Below are 21,002 nucleotides of genomic sequence, written 5' to 3'. Positions count from 1 at the left end.
ATGATTAGACTAATTGCAACAGATATTGACGGAACTCTGGTAGAAGAAGCAGCTATGAATCTGAATCCTGAATACTTCGATGTGATCCGGGAGTTCAGAAAACGGGGAGTTCTGTTCGTAGCAGCCAGCGGACGTCAGAGAAATAGCATTGAGCGTTTTTTTGAACCGATCAAAGATGATATTATTTTCCTGTCCGAAAATGGCGCATGCATTACATCCAGAGAATATAAACATGTGGATGTGATGGACCCATTTATCGTCAAAAGCATAATGGAGGATGCAATGGAGATTCCCGGATGTACCTGTGCTCTGAACGACGGAGAGACCAGCTATTTTGACTCCGAAATGCTCTACCGCCATATGAAGGACGACTATGGATACAATGCGGTGATGGTGGATGATTTATTTAAAGTGGAAGCAGGGGTCTGCAAAGTTTCTGTGTTCCACAACCGGAATGCGGAAGATGCGGTAGGAAAAGATTTTTATGATAAATGGGGAGGCAGGATCTACGTTGCCAGCGCAGGAGAAAAGTGGGTAGACTGTATGAACCTTGGAGTAAATAAAGGAAACTCTTTGAAGCGTTTTCAGGAACATTACAATATCTCGGCAGATGAGACGCTGGCTTTCGGCGATAACATCAATGATATCGAGATGCTGAAACGGGCGGCCCACAGCTTTGCCGTGGCCAACGCCAGGGAAGAGGTAAAAGAAGCTGCAAATTTTGTGACAGATTCTAATAGAGAAGACGGTGTATTGAAGGTGTTAAAAGCAGTGCTTAGGGGGGAATTATGTTAGAAGCAGTTATTTTTGATATGGACGGAGTTATTGTAGATTCTGAACCGGGTTACTATAAAGCCCTGCTGAGGCTTCTGGATGAATTTGATGCATATGTGGATGAGGAGTATAATGCACGGTATTTCGGGACTACGATGGAAAAGCTGTTTACGGATACCATTGAGTATTTGAAACTGGATACGACTGTTGACTATTGTATTCGGCGATTCTTTGAGATTTATGAAGAAGTGGTCAGGGAAGAAGGATTTACACCGATCAAAGGGTCATTGGAGCTGATCCGTGCGCTTCATGAGGAGGGAATCCCCACAGCAGTTGCATCATCGTCTCCGATGGATCACATCGTACGGATCACTGAGAATTTAGGAGTCATTGACTGCTTTCACGCACTGGTGACAGGGGAAGATTGTGAACACTCTAAACCTGATCCGGAAGTCTTTTTAAAGGCAGCAGGTCAGCTTGGAATTAATCCAAAACATTGTGCTGTGGTGGAGGATTCCGTCAACGGTGTTTTGGCGGGCAGCCGGGCAGGCATGAAGGTTCTTGGTTTCAGCAATCCTGAATACGGAAGTCCGGCACACGAAAGGGCACACAAAGTTGTTCGGTCCATGGAAGATGTGGATGTGAGTACTTTGAGAGGATTATTTCATTAAAATACACAGATGGAGAGGAAATAGAGTGGAAGCAGTTATTTTTGACATGGACGGAGTGATCGTAGATACAGAACCCGGCTTTTATATTGTGGCTAATCAGTTTCTGGAGCGTTATGGAAAAAGTATTACTAAAGAATATTTTGAACAATTTTTCGGCGGCGCATCAGAGTACATGTGGAAGACAACGACTCAAATGCTTGGACTGGATATTCCTGTAGAGGAATGTCTGAAGGGTACACACGAAATCCGGGAACAGCGAATCAGGGAAGAAGGCTATGAGCCTATCGAAGGCACACTGGACTTGATCCGGGAACTCCACAGTCAGGGAATTCCTCTGGCGGTGGCGTCATCTTCTTCCAAGCAGGAGATTGAGAGAGTGATGGATTATTTTGAAATCACTCATTGCTTTCGGGCACTGGTCAGCGGAAAAGACTGCGAACATCCCAAACCGGCTCCGGATGTATTTTTAAAGACGGCCCGGAAGCTTTGCATAAAGCCGGAACAGTGTCTGGTGATTGAGGATTCCAACAACGGAGTCACGGCTGCCAAGAGTGCGGGAATGAGTGTCATCGGATTCCGGAATTTAGAGGTTGCAAATCAGGAACTGAGACCTGCAGACCATGTGGTGACTTCTATGAAAGACATTACTCTGGAATTGTGCAGAAGTTTTTAAAAATTTATATAGGCAAACTAAATCTCTCCAAAGATGTTTGGGGAGATTTAGTTGTTACAAAATTGTGACAATATATTGAATATGTATTAAAAATGTGTTATATTAAAACCGAAATAGAGTAAATTACTTACAAGATATGCTTCAAGGTTCTGGAAGAGTTTACCAGAGAAGACAATAAGAAAAGAGGTTTATTATGAAAGCGGGCATGAAAAAATGTATCAGTTACTTGCTGACAGCAGTGTTTGTTATCTCGGCTGTATTGTCAGCGGGAGGACTGCAGAAAAAGCAGGTCCGGGCGGCAGAAAAATTTCAGATCCATTTTATAGATGTGGGCGCAGGGGATGCGGCACTGCTTCAATATGGAGATGGAGACAGTGCAAGGTATGCGTTGATTGATGCAGGACCAGATTATTATACGAGAACAAACGGGAGTAAAGTGGACACCAGTGAGCGGGTGCATAAATACCTGACGGATCATAAAGTGACAAAGCTGGAATTTGTACTGCTGACGCACCCGCACAGAGATCATATCGCAGGTATGATTAATATTTTAGAAGATGAAAATATCAAGATTGATAAAATATACGGAAATAACTTTGATTTAAGATACTCATCCAGTGGGAATCAGGATCCGGATGACATTGAAGACACGGAATTCAGCAGTGAAGTTTATGAAGCGGTGAAGGCTGCGATTAATGTAAGAACAGATACAGGAGAGACCGTATACGAAGTGCCGGCAGCAGGAAATTCTATTAGCTTGGGAAATGCAAAGATTACATTCTACGGTCCGCTCAATATGGATTTTACATACGGAAGAAAAGTTGATCTGAATATTCGGCAGGAAAATAAGTATTCGATTGTCTGTAAAGTTGAGTATGGGAAAAATTCGTTCTTAATGACGGGTGATGCACAGAAGGAGACTATACAGCAGATTGTTTCAAAAGGATATGATTTGTCGGCACAAGTACTGAAAGTGCCCCATCACGGAATGCAGGATGTAGTGGAAAGCAACAAAGTAGGAGACTGGACATCAGACCATAAGTATTTGTTTGACAAGGTGAATGCACCGATTTCTGTGGTAAGCAATGGCTATGATAATAAAAATAAATCACCGAAAGCAAAGACCCTGAGAGATCTGGAGAAAAGCGATGTCTATCTGACCAGTAACCGCGGTACGATCATTGTATCTTCCGACGGAACAAACCTGTCTGTTAAGACAGAAAAAGGAAATAGTGCACCGAGTTACGCAGGCGATTATAACCCGGCAAAGAAAGCATCACCGACGATGAAAAGCGTCAGCGTATCCAGCAACGGAAAGAACAAACTGGTGCCGACGACTTACAGTGCGGCCAACAGCTATAAGCTTTACGAAAAGAAAAATGTGACGGTTAAATTTTCAGGGACGCCTCAGCCGTTTACGAAAGTAAAGAGCGTCCAGTATAAGTTTGTCAAAAAAGGCGTGGACAACCGGACAGTTCCTTACCGCAGCGGAAGTTCTGTGGCAGTAAAGAACGGATCGGTGGGAAGAATTTATGTAAAATACAATACATGGCTCGGCTCCACCGTCATCAAGCTCCCGGGATTTACGGTCGATACTTCTGCACCTTCCAGTGCAAAGATCAAAGGCAGCAAGTCAGGCATCAAGACTTATAAGACATCTGCGAAAAACCGCTATAACAAGAAGTATAAGAAGTCTATTAAACTGACATTTTCTGCTTCTTATGGGACAAGCGGGAAGTCCAAAGTCCAGTATAAGATCGTCCCCAAGGGCAAGAAAAATACAAAGTATAAATGGAAAACAGGAAACAGTGTGACGTATAAGAAAAAAAGAAATGGGTCCGCGTTTATGTGAAGTTTACCGACAAATCAGGAAATACGACTACGAGAAAAACAAACGGATTTTATATTAAAAAATAATAGACAAATGAAAAAAGATGGTAGATAATAGGATAGAAAGAATGAATGTCGTCAGTGTAAGCTGACGGCATTTTAAATATGGAAGATTATAAAGGAGAAGTGATATGAGAAAAACAAAAGTAACAGTCCTGCTGCTTCTGATGGCACTTACCGTATCTTTGCTGGCCGGATGCGGCGGGAAGGAAGAAGAAAAAACAAAAGACGGATATGCAAAGAAATTGTACCTGTATAATTGGACAGAATATATCCCGCAGAGTGTGATGGATGGATTTGAGAAGGAATATGGCATCAAAGTTGTGGAATCCACATTTACGTCCAACGAAGAGATGCTTGCCAAGCTGACGGCCGGAGGGACCGGACAGTATGACATGACCATCGCCAGCAATTATGTGATCGATGCCATGAAAGAACAGGACCTGATCGAGCCGATCCAAATGGATCAGGTGAAAAATGTGAAGTATCTGGACAAAAGCACGCTGAACCAGCCATTTGATAAAAACAATGAATACACGATTCCATATATGACTTCATTTACAGTGCTGTGTGGAAACAAAAAGAAGTTAAAAGAGCTGGGTGTGGATATCAAAAGTTTTAATGATCTGACCAACCCGAAACTAAAGAATAATATTGTGCTTGTAGATGATATAAGGGAAATTGCCGCTATGGCGCTGAAAGTTAAAGGATACAGCTCCAGTACCACAAAGGAAGATGAGATTATGAGCACACTGCCGTGGCTTAAGAAGCTGGCGAAAAATGTGAAGGTCTATGATGCTGATGCACCGAAAAGCGTAATGATCTCCAATGACGTGGCAGTCGGTCTCATGTACAGTATGGATGCGGCTATGGCTATTGAAGAGAATAAAGACCTGGACGTGATATATACAAAAGAGCCTGCCCAGAAATGTCTGGACAATTTTGTAATCATCAAGGGGGCAAAGCATGCTAAAGAGGCAAGGCTGTTCATCGATTATGTTTTACGGCCTGAAAACTATAAAAAAGTTCTCGATGAGTACTATGGCGTATGCATCAATAACGGAACAAAGAAGCTGCTGGATGACCATTATCTGAAAAATCCCGGTGCAAATGTCGATCGGAAAGAGTTAAAAAGGGCAGAATATATTGATGATGTAAAGGATGCGGCGAGCATCTATGACGATCTGTATACGAAATTAAAGACAGAGTAAATAAATGGGAGGAATGAGTATGAAAGCGATGAAACGTCTGGATATTATCATCCGTCCGGAGAAATTAGAAAAGTTAAAAGAGATACTGGAAAAGAAAGATTATTCGGGCATGACCGTATTCACGGCAATGGGATGCGGATATCAGGAAGGCTTTATCCCTGAATTTGAGGAGATGAATTTTGAGATCAATCTGCTGCCGAAGGTTGTCGTGATGGTTGTCGTGTGGGAAGAAGACGTGGAGGATCTGCTGGGAGCTATCCATGAGGAACTGGCCACCGGACAGGTGGGAGACGGAAGGGTCTTTATATCCCCGGTGGACGATGTGATGCGCATCCGCACCGGAGAACGGGGCGCTGAAACTTTATAGAAGGGTGGTGGAAACTTCGTTGAAAAATATCATCGTACGCTTAAGAGATATAGAAAAAAACTACGGAGGAAAATCTGTCATTGATCATCTGAATCTGGATGTGGCACAGGGTGAATTTTTGACCCTCCTCGGTCCGTCAGGCTGCGGAAAAACGACGACGCTTCGGATGATCGGAGGTTTTGAAGATACGGACGGCGGACAAATTTTTCTGGAAGATAAAGATGTGGCCGGCAAAGCGCCGAATCACCGGGATGTGAACACGGTGTTTCAGAGCTATGCGCTGTTTCCTCACATGAACGTTTTTGACAATGTGGCTTTTGGTCTTGTGGAAAAAAAGGTGCCGAAAGCGGAAATCAAAAAACGGGTGGATGAGATGATTGAATTGGTTCAGCTTCAGGGGATGGAAAAGAGGATGCCGTCTCAGATGTCCGGCGGACAGAAACAGAGAGTTGCCATCGCCAGAGCGCTGGTGAACCGGCCAAAGGTGCTTCTTCTGGATGAGCCGCTGGGAGCTCTGGATTTAAAATTGAGAAAGCAGATGCAGTTTGAACTGAAAGAACTGCAGAAAAAGCTGAAGATCACATTCATTTACGTGACACACGACCAGGAAGAAGCACTGACTATGAGCGACCGGATTGCAGTTATGAATGAGGGAAGGATCGAACAGCTAGGGACTCCGGTCGAGATCTACAATCACCCTAAGACAAAATTTGTAGCTGATTTTATCGGGGAGTCCAATATTTTTGAAGCTTACATTGAGGAGAAGAAGGGAAACAGGATTTCTCTCGTGATGGAGTCCGGGAAAGTGGAACTTGACGCTCCGGATTTTGAATACGATGAGATGGTCTATGTATGTGTACGGCCGGAGAATATGAAAGCGTCCATGGAACCCAGGGATGGATTTACCCTGAGAGGGACTGTGATGGAACATATTTTTGTTGGTTCCACTATAAAGACCATCATAGAACTTCCCAGCAGTCAGCTGGTCAAGATGACAAATCCTCCGGAAGACGAAGTAATCCCGGTGGGTACCAACGTATATCTTTACTGGCTTCCCAAAAAAGCTGTGGTTATGCATACACGGGAAGACCGGGTCTATGAGATTATAGAGGGGGCCGGAAATGAAAATGAAAAAGAAGAGCAATAAGATACCGTTTCTGGCAACCGTGTCGCCGGCTATCATCTGGCTTATTTTATTTTTGGTGCTGCCGCTTTTGTATATCGTGGGCATCAGCTTCATGAAAAAGGGGCTTTACGGGGGTGTGATTCAGACCTTTGATCTGACAGCCTATAAGACTATGTTCCAGTCGAAGTATATGAAAATCCTGTTAGACTCACTGTGGCTGTCATTGAAGACTACCGGGCTCTGCCTGCTGTTTGGCTATCCTTTTGCCTATATCATTTCAAATACAAAGAAAAAATGGAAACCGTTTTGTGTCCTGCTGATCATGCTGCCTTTCTGGATCAATTCTCTGATCCGAACTTACGGATGGAACAGTATCCTCCGGGAGCAGGGAATATTAAATACACTCCTGATGCAGCTGGGAATCATAAAACAGCCGCTTCAGATGCTCTATACAGACGGGGCAGCCCTGCTGGGTATGGTGTATGCGCTGATCCCGTTTACAGTGCTGCCGCTGTATTCTTCCATTGAAAAGCTTGATCATTCCCTTTTGGAGGCGGCCAGCGATCTGGGAGCATCCAAGGTACATGTGTTCCGAAAAGTCATACTTCCCCTCACGATGCCGGGGATTTTCGCGGCATCGGTTCAGACCTTTATTCCGTCTCTGGGATACTTCTTTATCACAGATATGATGGGAGGAGCCACCACGATGAACATTGGAAATGTGATCAAGAACCAATTCCTGACTGCGAGAAACTGGCCTCTCGGAGCGGCGCTTGCGATCGCGCTCATCGCAGTTACCATCGTTATTATGAGGCTGTATACACGGGTCGGAAGCATAGAAGATATGGTATAGGAGGAATGAGCAATGAAAAAGAAAAAGATTGGATTCCGCCCTTTGGCACTGTGCTATGCATGTCTTTTCTATCTGTTTTTATATTTGCCGATCGCTGTGGTCGTTGTATTTTCCTTTAATACATCTCAGCTGAATGTGACCTTTCAGGGTTTTACATTCGAGTGGTATGGAAGGATGTTTGAAAATGTCCAGCTGATGCAGTCGTTTTTCAACACGCTGATCGTAGCGGCTGTCAGCACCCTGCTTTCCGTGATTCTTGGGACACTGTGTGCCGTGGGTATGTATCGTTTTAAATTCAGAGGAAGGGAGACTGTCAGCAATCTGCTGTATATTCCCATCGTGATTCCGGAGATCGTGCTCGGAATTGCTATGCTGGCATTTTTTACATTGGTGAAAATACAGATGAGTATGGTTACCCTGATTATTTCTCATGTGACGTTTTCCATGCCCTTTGTAGTTATCACAGTGCGGTCGAGGCTTGCGGGCTTCGATCCTTCCGTGGAGGAGGCGGCAAGAGACCTGGGGGCAAATGACTGGAGAATCTTTCGCAGGGTAACGCTGCCGATGATCCTGCCGGGGGTTTTATCCGGAGCCATGCTGGCGCTCACGATGTCGCTGGATGACGTAGTGGTCAGCTTTTTCACAACCGGGCCGGACAGCATGACACTTCCGATCAAGATCCTCGGAATGGTGAGAAAGGGAGTGTCGCCGGACGTCAATGCGCTCTCGACGCTGATGATCCTTGGGACGGTCCTTATTATGCTGGCCGCAACATTTTTTGAGATGAGAATGGAAAAGAAAGAAGAAGCTTGACACAGAGCTTTATATGACGTACTATTTTGTTGAGAACAATTATCAAAATGGAGCGAAAGATGAGATTAACAGAGACAAATCCAGGTAATCAGTATCTGGTGGAAGAAATCCAGCTGGAACTTGCAACGAAACGCCGTCTGGAATCTCTCGGCATGACGGAAGGTTCTAAAATTAACGTGATGCGGAAGAAGCGCAACGGGGCTGTGATCATTAAGATCAGAGGGACCCGATTTGCTCTCGGAAGAGAGATTGTTATGGGGATCAAGGTCAGGGACCGTGCAGGAAAGAGGGATTTATCATGAGTGCAGAGGAATTGCAGGTCGGATTCGTGGGAAATCCGAACTGCGGAAAGACTACGTTATTTAACGCCTATACCGGGGCCAAGCTTAAAGTGGCAAACTGGCCTGGTGTCACGGTGGAAAAGAAAGAAGGGGCTTTAAAATACCACAATCACATGTACAGGCTGGTGGACCTTCCCGGTATCTACAGCCTGACGTCCTATACAATGGAAGAAAAGCTGTCCAGGGAATATATACTTCAGGATGATGTGGATGTCATCGTTGATGTGGCAGATGCATCTGCGCTGGAACGCAATCTTTATTTGACTTTATGCCTGATCGAGCTTGGAAAACCTGTGATTCTGGCTTTAAATATGATGGATATTGTCAAGGAGCGGGGAATGGAGCTGGACCTCCACCGGCTTCCTGAGGTGCTGGGGATTCCGGTGGTGCCGGTTTCCGCCCGGAAAAAGACCGGTCTGGAAGTGCTCATGCATGCGGTAGCCCATCACAAGGTAGAGGGCAATGACCGCCAGGTCTTTGACTATCCTGACAGGATCGAGGAAAAGATTACAAAGATCAGACTGCGGCTGAAGGAAAAATATCCGGATATGCAGAACAGCCGGTGGTATGCAATAAAACTTCTCGAACAGGACGAGGAAGTCACACAAAAGTACGGAACTCTTGTGGAAGGGATTGTGGACAGGTCCTATGAGAATGATATTATCAATGAAAAATATCACTTTATTGAGCGGGTTATGGCTGAAGTTTTGGTCAACAAAGAAAAGAAGGAAGCATTTACCGATAAGATCGACAATGTCCTGACGCATCCGGTCATGGGAATTCCTATCTTTCTTGGCATTATGGCCGTGGTATTTTTCCTGACATTTACGGTCGGAGATTTCTTAAAAGGATATGTCGAGATGATGATCGACTATGTCAGCGGGTACATAATAGGCGGACTTGAAAGTCTGGGAGCGGGAGCGTGGGTGATCTCCCTCATGAAGGACGGAGTATTTGCCGGAGTGGGAGGCGTACTTTCTTTTGTACCGAATATCTTTATTCTGTTTTTGAGTCTGGGACTTCTGGAGGACAGCGGATATATGTCCAGAGTCGCATTTGTCATGGACAGCGTTATGGACAAACTGGGCCTCTCCGGAAGGGCATTTATTCCGATGCTTCTGGGATTCGGATGCAGCGTGCCGGCAGTCATGGCATCAAGGGCTCTGGAAGATGAAAGGGACCGGAAGAGGACGATCATGCTGATCCCGTTTATGTCATGCAGTGCAAAGCTTCCTATTTACCTCGTGTTTTCCCAGCTGTTTTTTGGAAAAGCCGCCATGTTAGTGGCTTATTCCATGTATATCCTGGGGCTGGTTCTGGGGATTTTTGTGGCGTTTGTCCACAGTAAGATGCTCAAAGGAAGTGTAAAACAGCCGCTTCTGATCGAACTGCCGGAATATAAGACGCCAAATAAGCGGACGATTGCTATCTATGTGTGGAGCAAGCTGAAAGATTTCCTCTCAAAGGCGGGAACGACGATCTGTGCCGCATCCATCGTCATGTGGGTGCTGCTCAATCTGAATCATACAGGGCTGGTCAGCGACATGAGTCAGAGTTTTGGGGCTTCTTTTGGAAAATTTTTAGTGCCTCTGCTGGCCCCGGCAGGTCTTGGACTCTGGCAGATCGCAGTCATGCTGATTTCAGGGCTGGCGGCCAAGGAAGTGGTGGCATCAAGCTTTATGGTCCTGTTTCAGGTATCATCGTCTTCGGACGCAAATATTGTGCACATGCTGTCCGGAATGGGCTTCACTTCGCTGAATGCTTACTGCCTGCTGGTGTTCTGCCTTCTGTATACACCTTGTCTTGCAACCGTCATGACCATAAGAAAAGAGACAGAGTCCACCCGGTGGACGCTGGGGCTGGTCGCTTTTCAGATGGTGTTTGCGTGGGCCGTGGCAGTCATTATTTTTCAGACAGGCAGTCTTCTGCTGGGCTGACAGGAAAGAATATCCTTTCCAATGGTATAAAATTGTATTAAAATAAATACAAACAAGGAAACCAGCCACGATGGGAGGTATGCCATGAGAAAGGAATTTACATTTCACACATCTGACGGGACAGGTCTTTATATGGTTCAGGATGTGACAGCACCGCCGAAGGCCGCAGTGATCATTGTTCACGGTCTCTGCGAGCATTTAGGAAGGTATGAGTATCTGACGGAACGGCTCTGTGAGCGCAATCTGATGGTCTACCGGTTTGATCACAGGGGACATGGAAAATCAGAAGGAAAAAGAGTCTACTATGACCGTTTTGAGACGATCAGCGATGATGTCAATGAAGTGGCGGAGCGTGTAAAAAGCCACAACGAAGGGCTTCCTCTGTTCATCATAGGGCACAGCATGGGCGGCTATGCGGTTTCCTGTTTCGGGGTTAGATATCCGGGAAAGGCAGACGGAATCATCCTTTCCGGCGCACTGACCAGATACAATACCAAATGTGCGGGAGAACTTCCGCTTTCCGTGCCGGGAGACACTTATGTACCCAATGCACTGGGTGACGGGGTGTGCAGCGATCCGGAAGTCGTGGAGGCATACAACAACGATCCTCTGGTAGAGAAGGAAATTTCTGCGGCGCTTTTAAACAGCATTTATGAAGGAGTGGAATGGCTGAAAGAGAACAGCGGAAAGTTCACCGATCCTGTACTGATCCTTCACGGGGCCAACGACGGGCTGGTCAGTGAAAAGGATTCCAGGGAACTGTTTGGGGATATTTCCTCTGAGGATAAGACGCTTAAGATTTATGCGAAACTTTTTCATGAAATTTATAATGAAGTGGAGAAAGAAGAAGTCATCGACGATACGCTGTTTTGGATTGAAAAACATTTATAATTGTGGGAAACCGAAAGATCTTTTGTTAAACGCAAAAGATCTTTTTTTACATTCAACGTGTATTTTTTCCAAATCTTTTAAGGAAGTTTAACTCTTTGCCGGCTGATGGAGTCTTAAAAACCTTCTACAATGAAAGAGGCTTTTGAGTGCTTTACAGAAAACTGGAGAGAAAAAGGAGATGGAAACATGTTAAGAAAAATAAAACGGGCAGCGGCTTGTGCCATGTCAGCAGTGCTTTTGTCGGCAGGAACTTTGGCTCCTGTAAAAGCCGCGTCATGGACAGCACCCCAGCAGACAGAATGGCAGGAGCTTTCCAGAGACAATGTAAAAGTCCGGTTTGCAGTAGGGAGTGACCTGCACATCGGAAGAAATGAGGATGCATCGGAAAAATTAAGAAATGCTTTTGATGCATTTTATCAGACGGACAGCCAGCTGGATGCGGCCATTTTTGTGGGAGATATAACGAATAATGGGGCTGAGGGGGAATATACGAAACTCATCGATATTCTCAACAATAAACTGAAAGATCACACGAAGCTAGGAATGATGATGGGGAACCACGAATTCAACACCGCATCCGGAGCTGTAGACCGCTATAAGGCGGCAATGTCCAAACTGAAGCAGGGTGTGAACCGGCAGGATACGAATAACAATATCACAGTCGGTGACGGTTACCATATCATTACAATGAGTGCTAAGAATTATGGGGGAGATTATACAGACAATTATGAATGGCTGAAGCAGCAGCTTGAGGAGGCTGCAGCCGAAGATCCGGAAAAACCTATATTTCTGGCTCAGCACCATGGATTTAAAGATTCAGCTTATGTGACCAATGAATGGTATGGAGAATTTGGGAAAATTAATGAACTGTTGAAACAATATCCACAGGTCATTGATTTCTCAGGACATTCCCACGCCACATTAAACGATCCGCGTTCCATTAATCAGGATCTTGGTTTTACGGCGATTCAGGATGGAACTATAGGAGCTTATTTTGAAAATGAGTCTGGAAAGATGGAGGGGACCATACCGGCAGACAGTGAGAATGCCTCTCAGGCACTGATGGTGGAAGTTGACGACAAGAACCAGGTGACGATCAGGAGAATGGATCTGAATGCAGGAAAATATATCGGGAAGCCCTGGAACTTAGATATTCCAGAACTGGTGAAGCATAAGTCTTTTCCTTATACGACAGAGAAGAGGACCAGTGAAAGTGCTGTTCCGTCTTTTCCTGCAGGAGCGAAAGCAGAAGCATCCAATATAAAAGATGCTTCTGCAGATATTACCTTTACTCAGGGACAGAACGAAGATAAGAATGACGATGGCTGGATTCACTCTTACAGGATCAAGGCAGTTAATAAAGGAACCGGAAAAACAGATGTGGATAAGCTGACTTTTTCTGACTACTATATGCCGCCGATGAAGAGGGAACTCACAAAGACGATTACCGGATTGTCAGATGATACGGAATATAGAATCGAGATTACGGCGATAAATCCTTTCCAGAAGGAAAGCACACAGAAACTTACGGCGGATATCAAGACCCCGTCTCTGCTCACGGAAGAAGAACTCAATAAAACGGCTCCAAAGGCAGATCTGCTGGATGTTGATTTCGCAGGCGGGACAGCGTCTGATCAATCCGAAGCAGGGCATACGGCGGTCAGGAAAGGAGCTCCTGTCATCGCTTACAACGATATTCTTGGAAAGAAAACCGCCAAGTTTGACGGCAGTTCCGCATTCGCATTTCATTTCAGAACGGATGAGTATACAAAAATGCAGAAAGGCTTCACAATGGAATGTATGATGAAGCTGGACAGCGAGGGGAATCCGTTTTCTGACCAGGAAAGTGCAGGGGCAGGCTTTGAATTAAATTCTGACGGAAAGACTCTGGAATTCTGGTCCAGACACGGCGGCAATTATAAAAAGCCGACGGCACAGATTGATACTGCTAAGTGGGTTCACGCAGCGGCAACTTATGACGGGTCTGTTTTAAAGCTGTATGTGAACGGAAAATTGAAAGATGTGATTTCGGCCCCTGACCAGTGGGTTATTCCAGAAGATGGAGCCAAATACTTTTTTATTGGGTCTGATACAAATAAAAACGGAGAAATCCAAAATGCCGTCAAGGGGGAGATTGCTTCTGCAAGAATCTACAGCAGAGCACTGACCATCGGGGAAATTACAAAACTCTATTGGAAAGAAGCAAAGACTGTCATTTCAGTTGCCGGAGACGCTTCGTTTACTGCAGTGAGGGGAACCTCTTACGCAATTCCCAAGGCATCTGCCCAGATAGCTGCAACGGGTGATTCATCTGCTAAAGTGACAGAAGAAGTCAGAGATTCCAAAGGAAATACGGTGGCCCTGAACAATCATAAATTTACAGTCACAGACACGGCTTATACGATTACATATAAGGCAAATAATGCGGAACTGAAAAAAGAGATAAAAGTCCAGGAACCTGCCGCACCGTCTGCGGATACAAAGAAAACTCTGGAAGAAAAAGAGGGATTCCGCATCTCTGTGAGAAATCAGGATTCCAATGCAGGAATTTCTTATAAGAGCAGTAATCATGCTGTGGCTTCTGTCAGCACTTCCGGGTATGTAACAGCCAGAAAACCGGGAACAGCAGTGATCACAACAACGGTAACGCAAAATCAGAGGATTTATAATTTAAAGACAACAGTCACTGTTGTGAAAAAGCCCTACGTATCTTCAAAGAAAACCATTTATGCCGGAAAGAAGTTCAGAGTCAGCATCCAAAATAAGTATAAAGGGGCAAAGGTCTCTTATAAAACGTCCAAAAAATCCGTTGCAGCTGTCAGCACCTCAGGGACGGTCACCGGAAAGAAAGCAGGGACAGCCTATATTACAGCCGTGGTTGTGCAGAACGGCAGGACTTATACGCTGAAAACAAAAGTGACAGTCAAAGCTTACATTAAAGTAAAGAAGGCATATAAAACTGTAAAAAAGGGACGGAAAGTTACTTTTAAAGCAAAAGCATACGGTACAGGCAAGTCTGTGAAATGGTCCGTTTCAAATAAGCGTGCTTCTATTTCAAAGAATGGAAAGTTTAAGGCGAAGAAAAAAGGAAAAGTATATGTAGTGATGAAATCTGGAAAGATTACGAAGAAATATCTTGTGAAAATAAAATAGTATTGAAACAATGTAAAGCAGAAGCCGGATGGCTGTCCAGAAACCGGAGAAATCCATTTTTGGGCAGCTATTTCACATTGAAAACATATGTTTGGATATGCTATAATTTTCATAACGATGAAAAGGAGAAAGAAGTATGAAATCAAGGATGATCTTTCATATTGATGTCAATTCTGCCTATTTGAGCTGGGAAGCAGTCTATGGGATTTCCGTGCGGAAAGATGAGGTGGATCTGAGGGAAGTACCGTCCATCATTGGCGGAGATGAGTCCAAGCGCCGCGGGATCGTGCTGGCGGCGTCCATACCTGCTAAGAAAAAGGGAATACGCACGGCGGAGACTGTCCGTGAAGCATTGAATAAATGCCCGGATCTTATCATTCGCCCGCCCTGTCACGGGATGTATGACAAGTTCTCAAAAGCGTTTTTAAAAGAGGCGCTGAAGTTTTCACCGGTTCTTGAGAAGTTCAGCATCGATGAGGCTTTTTTGGATATGACGGAGACTGTTGGACAGTATAAGAGTCCTTATGAGGCGGCCTGCCTGCTGAAAGACCGGATTTATGAAAAGCTAGGTTTTACGGTCAATATCGGTGTGGCGCCGAATAAACTGCTGGCTAAGATGGCGTCTGACTTTGAAAAACCAAATAAAGTGCATACCTTGTTCCGGGAGGAAGTGCCCAATAAGATGTGGCCTCTGCCTGTAGAAAATCTGCTTTTTGTAGGTCCTGCCACAAAAAAGAAACTTCATAATCTGGGTATCCGGACGATCGGGGAACTGGCACATATAAATCCGGAATTATTAAAGTCCCACATAGGGAACAAACACGGCATACAGATCTATGAATACGCCAATGGAATTGACAGGGCACCGGTAGAAGCCCAGCAGGCTGACAGCAAAGGATACGGCAACAGCATAACACTGCCGTCAGATATTGATTCATTAGAGGAAGCGGACACGGTTGTATTATCCCTGGCAGAGACCGTTGCCTCCAGGCTCAGAGCCGACCGGGTCAAAGCTTCCTGCATCACGGTGGAGATCAAGGACTGCCAATTTCGCCGAAGTTCCCACCAGAAAAAACTTTTTGCACCTACGGATATTACCAATGAGATCGTGCAGGCGGCAAAGGAACTATACAGGGAGAAATTCCGGGGGACTTCTGTCCGGCTGATCGGTGTGCGTGCCTCGGATATCACAAAAGAAGAGTTTGCACAGATGGATTTCCTGAGTGATAAGAAAAAAGAAAAACTCAGGATGCTGGATCAGTCCATCGATGCCATCAGAATAAAATATGGAAAGGATGCAGTACAGCGGGCCAGGTTCCTGGGCGGGAAAATAGACTGATTCATATATGGACGTTTGTCTTGCAAAGACAGCTGTTTGACGATAAAAGACAACGGATCTCGAAGAAATTTCACGAAAATATTACAAAAGTATTAAAAATAGTACTTGCTTCTTGGAATAAACCTTGTTATACTTCGAATTGTGGGGAAAAATGCGCAAAGAATCGGAGGGAAACAGGGAATGAAGATTCTGAACTTGAAACGCATCATATGTACACTGATGTGCTGCGTTATGTTGGGCATGCTATTTCAGGTGACAAATGTACCGGCGGCAGAGGGAGACAAAAAAGAACTTAATGTAGTTTATTATAATCAGGCGGATTATCCCGGTAAGAAAATCGGGAAGAGCACGATCAAGGCTGCAGGTTGCGGGCCGACCTGTATTGCAGTCTGTTACAGTTCACTGACGGGGAAGAAAGTCAGTGTGCCGAAGATGTGCAAAATTGCCTATAAAAAAGGCTGGTATATCAACGGACAGGGATGTGTCCATCAGGTGATTCCGGGATTGGCAAAAGAATACGGACTGGACTGCAAAGGTCTGGGAACTAATTATGAGGCAATAAAAAAAGCTCTGAAAAACGGGCATCCGGTGGTTGCTCTGGTAGGACCCGGAGACTTTACAAAAAATGGACACTTTATCGTATTGACCAGGATGGTCGGAAAAGATAAGGTAAAGGTTGCCGATGTAGGAAGCCGTGCCAATACAGCCGAGACATGGTCGTTAAAGAAGGTTGTAAGCCAGGGAAAAGAAGGCGCAGATGCCGGAGGACCTTTCTGGGAGATCAGCTATACAGAACCGGAAAAGCAAGTACAGGAAAAAGGAATTGATCACGGTCTGCTGAAGATAGGGAATAAAATTGATCTGAAAAAACATATAGAAAATTAGAAGTATAAAAGCAGATGCTGTTAAGAATTACGGCATCTGCTTTTTTTCTGGAGCAGACGAAGTAAAGATGATAAGATATACACACAAGACATACTGTATTCTATACCTTATCGCGCAAAGCGCGCCACCCGAAGGGTATGAAATACGGTGTGCCCTATGGGTATACCTTATCGCGCAAAGCGCGCCACCCAAAGGGTATGAAATACGGTGTGCCCTATGGGTATGAGTTTTTCTCCATTATTTCCAGTCGGCTCTGGAAAGACCTCCTTCCAACAATGGAGAAAAACTATAGCAGGCGGCAACTTTCATTTCTAAGCAGCCTGCTCCAGGAGATAATATGTCCATTTTCTACACGATTGGAGTGAGTCATTCTAAGAGCCGAACGGAAATCGCGTGGAAAATGTCATACTATTTAATGTAACTTTCACATAAGATGACAAGAAAAGGAGGACTAATATGTGGTGGACAAGAACTGAATTAAAAGAGAGGGCAAAAGAATCGATCAGGAGAAACTACTGGATTATGGTGGTGGTAGGGCTGATCGCAGGCATCATTAGCGGACAGATTGGGGGGAATGTATCTTACAATAGTTTAAAAACCGAGCTGAGGGAATCCGGATGGAATGGGGAAAACATGGATTTCTTCACGAGCACTCAATTTTTGATGATCGTGTCGGCGGCGATTGGAATTCTTATGGTTCTTTTTATAGGATTTACGCTGCTTAAAATCTTTCTGGGCAATCCTCTTCTGGTAGGATGCAGCCGTTTCTTTCTGGAAAACAGTGACAGAAAAGCTAGATTTGGATTAGTTGGAACTGTTTTTCAAAGCGGGAATTATCTGAATGTTGTGCTGACAATGTTTCTGAGAAAGTTGTTTACAGTGTTGTGGAGTCTTCTGTTGCTGATACCGGGACTTGTAAAGTCTTATTCCTATTCAATGATTCCGTATATACTGGCGGAAAATCCTTCGATTTCAAGGAGAAGAGCTTTTGAGATAAGCAGAAAGATGATGGACGGACAGAAGCTGAACGCTTTCTTTTTAGATTTATCTTTTATCGGATGGATTATTCTCTCCACTCTTACCTGCGGGGTTTTGGATATATTTTATGTGGTGCCTTACCGGCAGGCAACATGGGCAGAGTTTTATAAAGTTAATCGCCAACAGGCGCTTCAGAACGGGACTGCTACACCGGAAGAATTGCAGGGCTTTCCATTTTATTAATATTTCACGAAAGATAAAACAAAATAATTGAGAAAAACATGTCGATTTAGAGAAAATAAATAGTTTTCTTAATAGAATGTAAAATTTATTGTTAAAAACGTATAAAAATAATTAACAAATAATTTGTTTTGTGGTACAATTAGTCCAACGACATACACTGTTACAACATACTATTTTAGGAGGTATAGACATGTCAACAAAATGGGTTTATCAATTTAACGAGGGCAATGCAGAAATGAGAAACCTCTTGGGCGGCAAAGGTGCCAACCTGGCAGAGATGACAGGACTTGGTCTTCCGATTCCTCAGGGGTTTACGGTGACGACAGAAGCATGTACCAATTACTATGACTGCGGTGAAAACATCAGTGATGAGGTACAGGGACAGATTTTCGATGCGATGAAAGCATTGGAAAATATTCAGGGGAAGGAATTCGGAGACTTAGAAGACCCGCTGTTGGTTTCTGTACGTTCCGGGGCCAGAGTATCTATGCCTGGTATGATGGACACGATTTTGAACCTAGGTCTGAATGACGTAGCTGTGGAAGGATTTGCAAAGAAGACCGGCAACCCACGGTTTGCTTATGATTCTTACCGCAGATTTATCCAGATGTTCGCAGATGTTGTAAAAGAAGTGGACAAAGCTAAATTTGAAGCGGTCCTTGACGAGATGAAGGAAGCCAAGGGAGCAAAGTTTGATACAGATTTAACCGCAGATGACCTGAAAGAAGTCATCGTGCGATACAAAGAGATTTATAAGAGTGAGTTAGGGGAAGATTTCCCGCAGGAGCCGAAAGAACAGTTGTTGGAAGCGATCAAAGCCGTTTTCCGTTCCTGGGATAATCCTCGTGCTATTTATTACAGAAGAATGAACGATATCCCTGGAGACTGGGGTACTGCAGTAAATGTGCAGACCATGGTATTCGGAAATATGGGAGATACATCAGGAACTGGTGTAGCATTTACAAGAAATCCATCCACCGGTGAAAAACAGATCTATGGAGAGTACCTCATCAATGCACAGGGAGAGGACGTAGTGGCAGGGGTGCGTACTCCGCAGCCGATCACCAGACTGAAAGAAGACCTTCCGGACTGCTATGAGCAGTTTATGCAGATCGCCAAGACTCTGGAAGACCATTACCGCGATATGCAGGATATGGAGTTTACCATTCAGGAAGGCAAGCTTTATTTCTTACAGACCAGAAACGGTAAGAGAACTGCACCGGCAGCACTTCGTATTGCCTGTGAACTCGTAGATGAAGGTATGATCACAAAAGAGGAAGCCGTTTCAAGGATTGAGGCAAAAGCCTTGGATCAGCTATTACATCCGCGCTTTGATCCGGAAGCAATCAAAGCTGCCGTTCCGATCGGGGAAGCACTTCCGGCATCACCGGGAGCTGCAACTGGTAAGGTTTACTTTACTGCCGAGACTGCAAAACTTCATCATGAAGCCGGAGAGAAAGTTATCCTTGTCCGCTTGGAGACATCACCGGAAGATATCGAAGGTATGCATGCGGCTGAAGGTATCCTGACAGCCCGCGGAGGCATGACATCCCATGCGGCCGTTGTTGCCCGCGGTATGGGTACAGCCTGCGTAGCAGGATGCGGTGATATTCAGTTAGACGAAGAAAAAGGACTGTTCACCCTGGGAGGAAAGACTGTCCGTGAGGGAGATTATATTTCTATCGACGGATCTACCGGTAAAGTTTACTATGGAGAGATCCGCACGATCCCTGCAACCATCAGCGGAAACTTTGACCGCATTATGACATGGGCAGATGAGATCCGTACATTAAAGGTACGCACCAACGCCGATACACCGGCAGATGCACTGAACGCAGTTAAGTTTGGGGCAGAGGGAATCGGACTTTGCCGTACAGAGCATATGTTCTTTGATGCAGAGAGAATTCCGAAGATCCGCCGTATGATCTTATCAAGGACTAAAGAGGCGAGAGAGATCGCTCTGAACCAGCTGATTCCATATCAGAAGAAAGACTTCAAAGAACTCTACGAGGTTATGGAAGGAAAACCGGTTACTATCCGTTTCTTAGATCCGCCTCTGCATGAGTTCCTGCCTACGACACTGGAAGAGATTTCAGCACTGGCAAAAGATATGAATGTAACAGTAGAAGAGATCAATATGACACGTGCATCTTTGCATGAGTTTAATCCTATGATGGGACACCGCGGATGCCGTCTGGCTGTCACCTATCCTGAAATCGCCAAGATGCAGACAAGAGCGGTTATGGAAGCTGCCATCGAAGTAAAACAGGAAAAAGGATTCGACATTGTTCCTGAGATCATGATTCCTCTCGTAGGAGAGAAGAAAGAGCTTCAGTTTGTCAAAAATGTTGTTGTTGAGACAGCAGAGAAAGTAAAAGCTTATTATGAGTCAGATATCAATTACCACATTGGTACAATGATTGAAATACCTCGTGCAGCTCTTCTGGCAAATGAAATCGCAGAAGAAGCCGAGTTCTTCTCCTTCGGTACCAATGACCTGACACAGATGACTTTCGGATTCTCACGTGATGACGCAGGTAAGTTCCTGGAAGCTTACTACGACAACAAGATCTACGAGTCAGATCCGTTTGCGAAACTGGATCAGGACGGAGTCGGACAGCTGATCGCTATGGCAGCTGAGAAGGGCAGATCAACCCGTCCGGATATCAAACTTGGTATCTGCGGAGAGCACGGAGGAGATCCTGCATCCGTTGAATTCTGCCACAGGGTTGGATTAAATTATGTATCATGCAGCCCATACCGTGTGCCGATCGCAAGACTTGCAGCAGCACAGGCAGCACTGAATGATAAATAAAATTACCAGATAAAATAAAAATTCCTTGAGCAAACGCTCAAG

17 protein-coding genes are annotated in these 21,002 nt (G+C 44.9%); all 17 read left to right on the top strand.

Annotated elements, in window-relative coordinates; genetic code table 11:
• The 17 genes from DWV34_RS13845 (at window position 1) to ppdK (ending at window position 20,960) form a co-directional block, all read left to right on the top strand.
• Complete coding sequence (locus DWV34_RS13845) at window positions 1-795, top strand: Cof-type HAD-IIB family hydrolase (RefSeq protein ID WP_009288962.1); 795 nt, start codon at window positions 1-3, stop codon at window positions 793-795.
• Window positions 789-1,445 (top strand): HAD family hydrolase, encoded by a 657-nt coding sequence (locus DWV34_RS13840; RefSeq protein ID WP_006566068.1) that lies wholly within the window; start codon window positions 789-791, stop codon window positions 1,443-1,445. Before DWV34_RS13845 ends, DWV34_RS13840 begins: the two co-directional genes overlap by 7 nt.
• Before the next feature lie 25 nt (window positions 1,446-1,470).
• On the top strand, window positions 1,471-2,118 hold the full coding sequence (locus tag DWV34_RS13835) for an HAD family hydrolase (RefSeq protein ID WP_009288961.1): 648 nt from the start codon (window positions 1,471-1,473) through the stop codon (window positions 2,116-2,118).
• A gap of 193 nt (window positions 2,119-2,311) precedes the next feature.
• The gene (locus DWV34_RS13830; protein ID WP_118476521.1) at window positions 2,312-3,970 is read left to right on the top strand and encodes a ComEC/Rec2 family competence protein; all 1,659 of its coding nucleotides are present in this window, start codon (window positions 2,312-2,314) and stop codon (window positions 3,968-3,970) included.
• A 169-nt stretch (window positions 3,971-4,139) separates the two neighbouring features.
• The gene (locus tag DWV34_RS13825; protein WP_006566065.1) at window positions 4,140-5,219 is read left to right on the top strand and encodes a polyamine ABC transporter substrate-binding protein; all 1,080 of its coding nucleotides are present in this window, start codon (window positions 4,140-4,142) and stop codon (window positions 5,217-5,219) included.
• Window positions 5,220-5,238: 19 nt separating this feature from the next.
• Window positions 5,239-5,586: a P-II family nitrogen regulator gene (locus tag DWV34_RS13820; RefSeq protein WP_009288959.1), complete on the top strand. Its 348-nt coding sequence runs from the start codon at window positions 5,239-5,241 to the stop codon at window positions 5,584-5,586.
• A gap of 19 nt (window positions 5,587-5,605) precedes the next feature.
• Window positions 5,606-6,733 (top strand): ABC transporter ATP-binding protein, encoded by a 1,128-nt coding sequence (locus tag DWV34_RS13815; protein ID WP_039946291.1) that lies wholly within the window; start codon window positions 5,606-5,608, stop codon window positions 6,731-6,733.
• Window positions 6,708-7,565 (top strand): ABC transporter permease, encoded by an 858-nt coding sequence (locus tag DWV34_RS13810; RefSeq protein WP_009288957.1) that lies wholly within the window; start codon window positions 6,708-6,710, stop codon window positions 7,563-7,565. Before DWV34_RS13815 ends, DWV34_RS13810 begins: the two co-directional genes overlap by 26 nt.
• Window positions 7,566-7,577: 12 nt before the next feature.
• The gene (locus tag DWV34_RS13805) at window positions 7,578-8,378 is read left to right on the top strand and encodes an ABC transporter permease (RefSeq protein WP_022260739.1); all 801 of its coding nucleotides are present in this window, start codon (window positions 7,578-7,580) and stop codon (window positions 8,376-8,378) included.
• A 59-nt stretch (window positions 8,379-8,437) separates the two neighbouring features.
• Window positions 8,438-8,680, top strand: a complete 243-nt coding sequence (locus DWV34_RS13800) for a FeoA family protein (RefSeq protein ID WP_009288955.1) — start codon at window positions 8,438-8,440, stop codon at window positions 8,678-8,680.
• Complete coding sequence (gene feoB, locus DWV34_RS13795; protein ID WP_009288954.1) at window positions 8,677-10,656, top strand: ferrous iron transport protein B; 1,980 nt, start codon at window positions 8,677-8,679, stop codon at window positions 10,654-10,656. Before DWV34_RS13800 ends, feoB begins: the two co-directional genes overlap by 4 nt.
• Window positions 10,657-10,740: 84 nt before the next feature.
• Window positions 10,741-11,547, top strand: coding sequence for an alpha/beta hydrolase (locus tag DWV34_RS13790; RefSeq protein ID WP_009288953.1), 807 nt, complete (start codon window positions 10,741-10,743; stop codon window positions 11,545-11,547).
• Window positions 11,548-11,733: 186 nt separating this feature from the next.
• Window positions 11,734-14,700, top strand: a complete 2,967-nt coding sequence (locus DWV34_RS13785; RefSeq protein WP_022260738.1) for a LamG-like jellyroll fold domain-containing protein — start codon at window positions 11,734-11,736, stop codon at window positions 14,698-14,700.
• 136 nt (window positions 14,701-14,836) lie between these two features.
• The gene (locus tag DWV34_RS13780) at window positions 14,837-16,039 is read left to right on the top strand and encodes a DNA polymerase Y family protein (RefSeq protein ID WP_118476520.1); all 1,203 of its coding nucleotides are present in this window, start codon (window positions 14,837-14,839) and stop codon (window positions 16,037-16,039) included.
• A gap of 180 nt (window positions 16,040-16,219) precedes the next feature.
• Complete coding sequence (locus tag DWV34_RS13775) at window positions 16,220-16,924, top strand: C39 family peptidase (protein WP_022260737.1); 705 nt, start codon at window positions 16,220-16,222, stop codon at window positions 16,922-16,924.
• 456 nt (window positions 16,925-17,380) lie between these two features.
• Complete coding sequence (locus DWV34_RS13770; RefSeq protein WP_118476519.1) at window positions 17,381-18,145, top strand: DUF975 family protein; 765 nt, start codon at window positions 17,381-17,383, stop codon at window positions 18,143-18,145.
• A gap of 190 nt (window positions 18,146-18,335) precedes the next feature.
• Window positions 18,336-20,960 (top strand): pyruvate, phosphate dikinase, encoded by a 2,625-nt coding sequence (gene ppdK, locus DWV34_RS13765; RefSeq protein ID WP_006566052.1) that lies wholly within the window; start codon window positions 18,336-18,338, stop codon window positions 20,958-20,960.
• The last annotated feature ends 42 nt before the right edge of the window (window positions 20,961-21,002 follow it).

The sequence above is a fragment of the Anaerostipes sp. AF04-45 genome (genome assembly GCF_003461725.1).
Classification (GTDB): Bacteria; Bacillota; Clostridia; order Lachnospirales; family Lachnospiraceae; genus Anaerostipes; species Anaerostipes caccae.
Note: the sequence above shows the minus strand (reverse complement) of the source record. Positions and strands in the feature narration are given on the sequence as shown.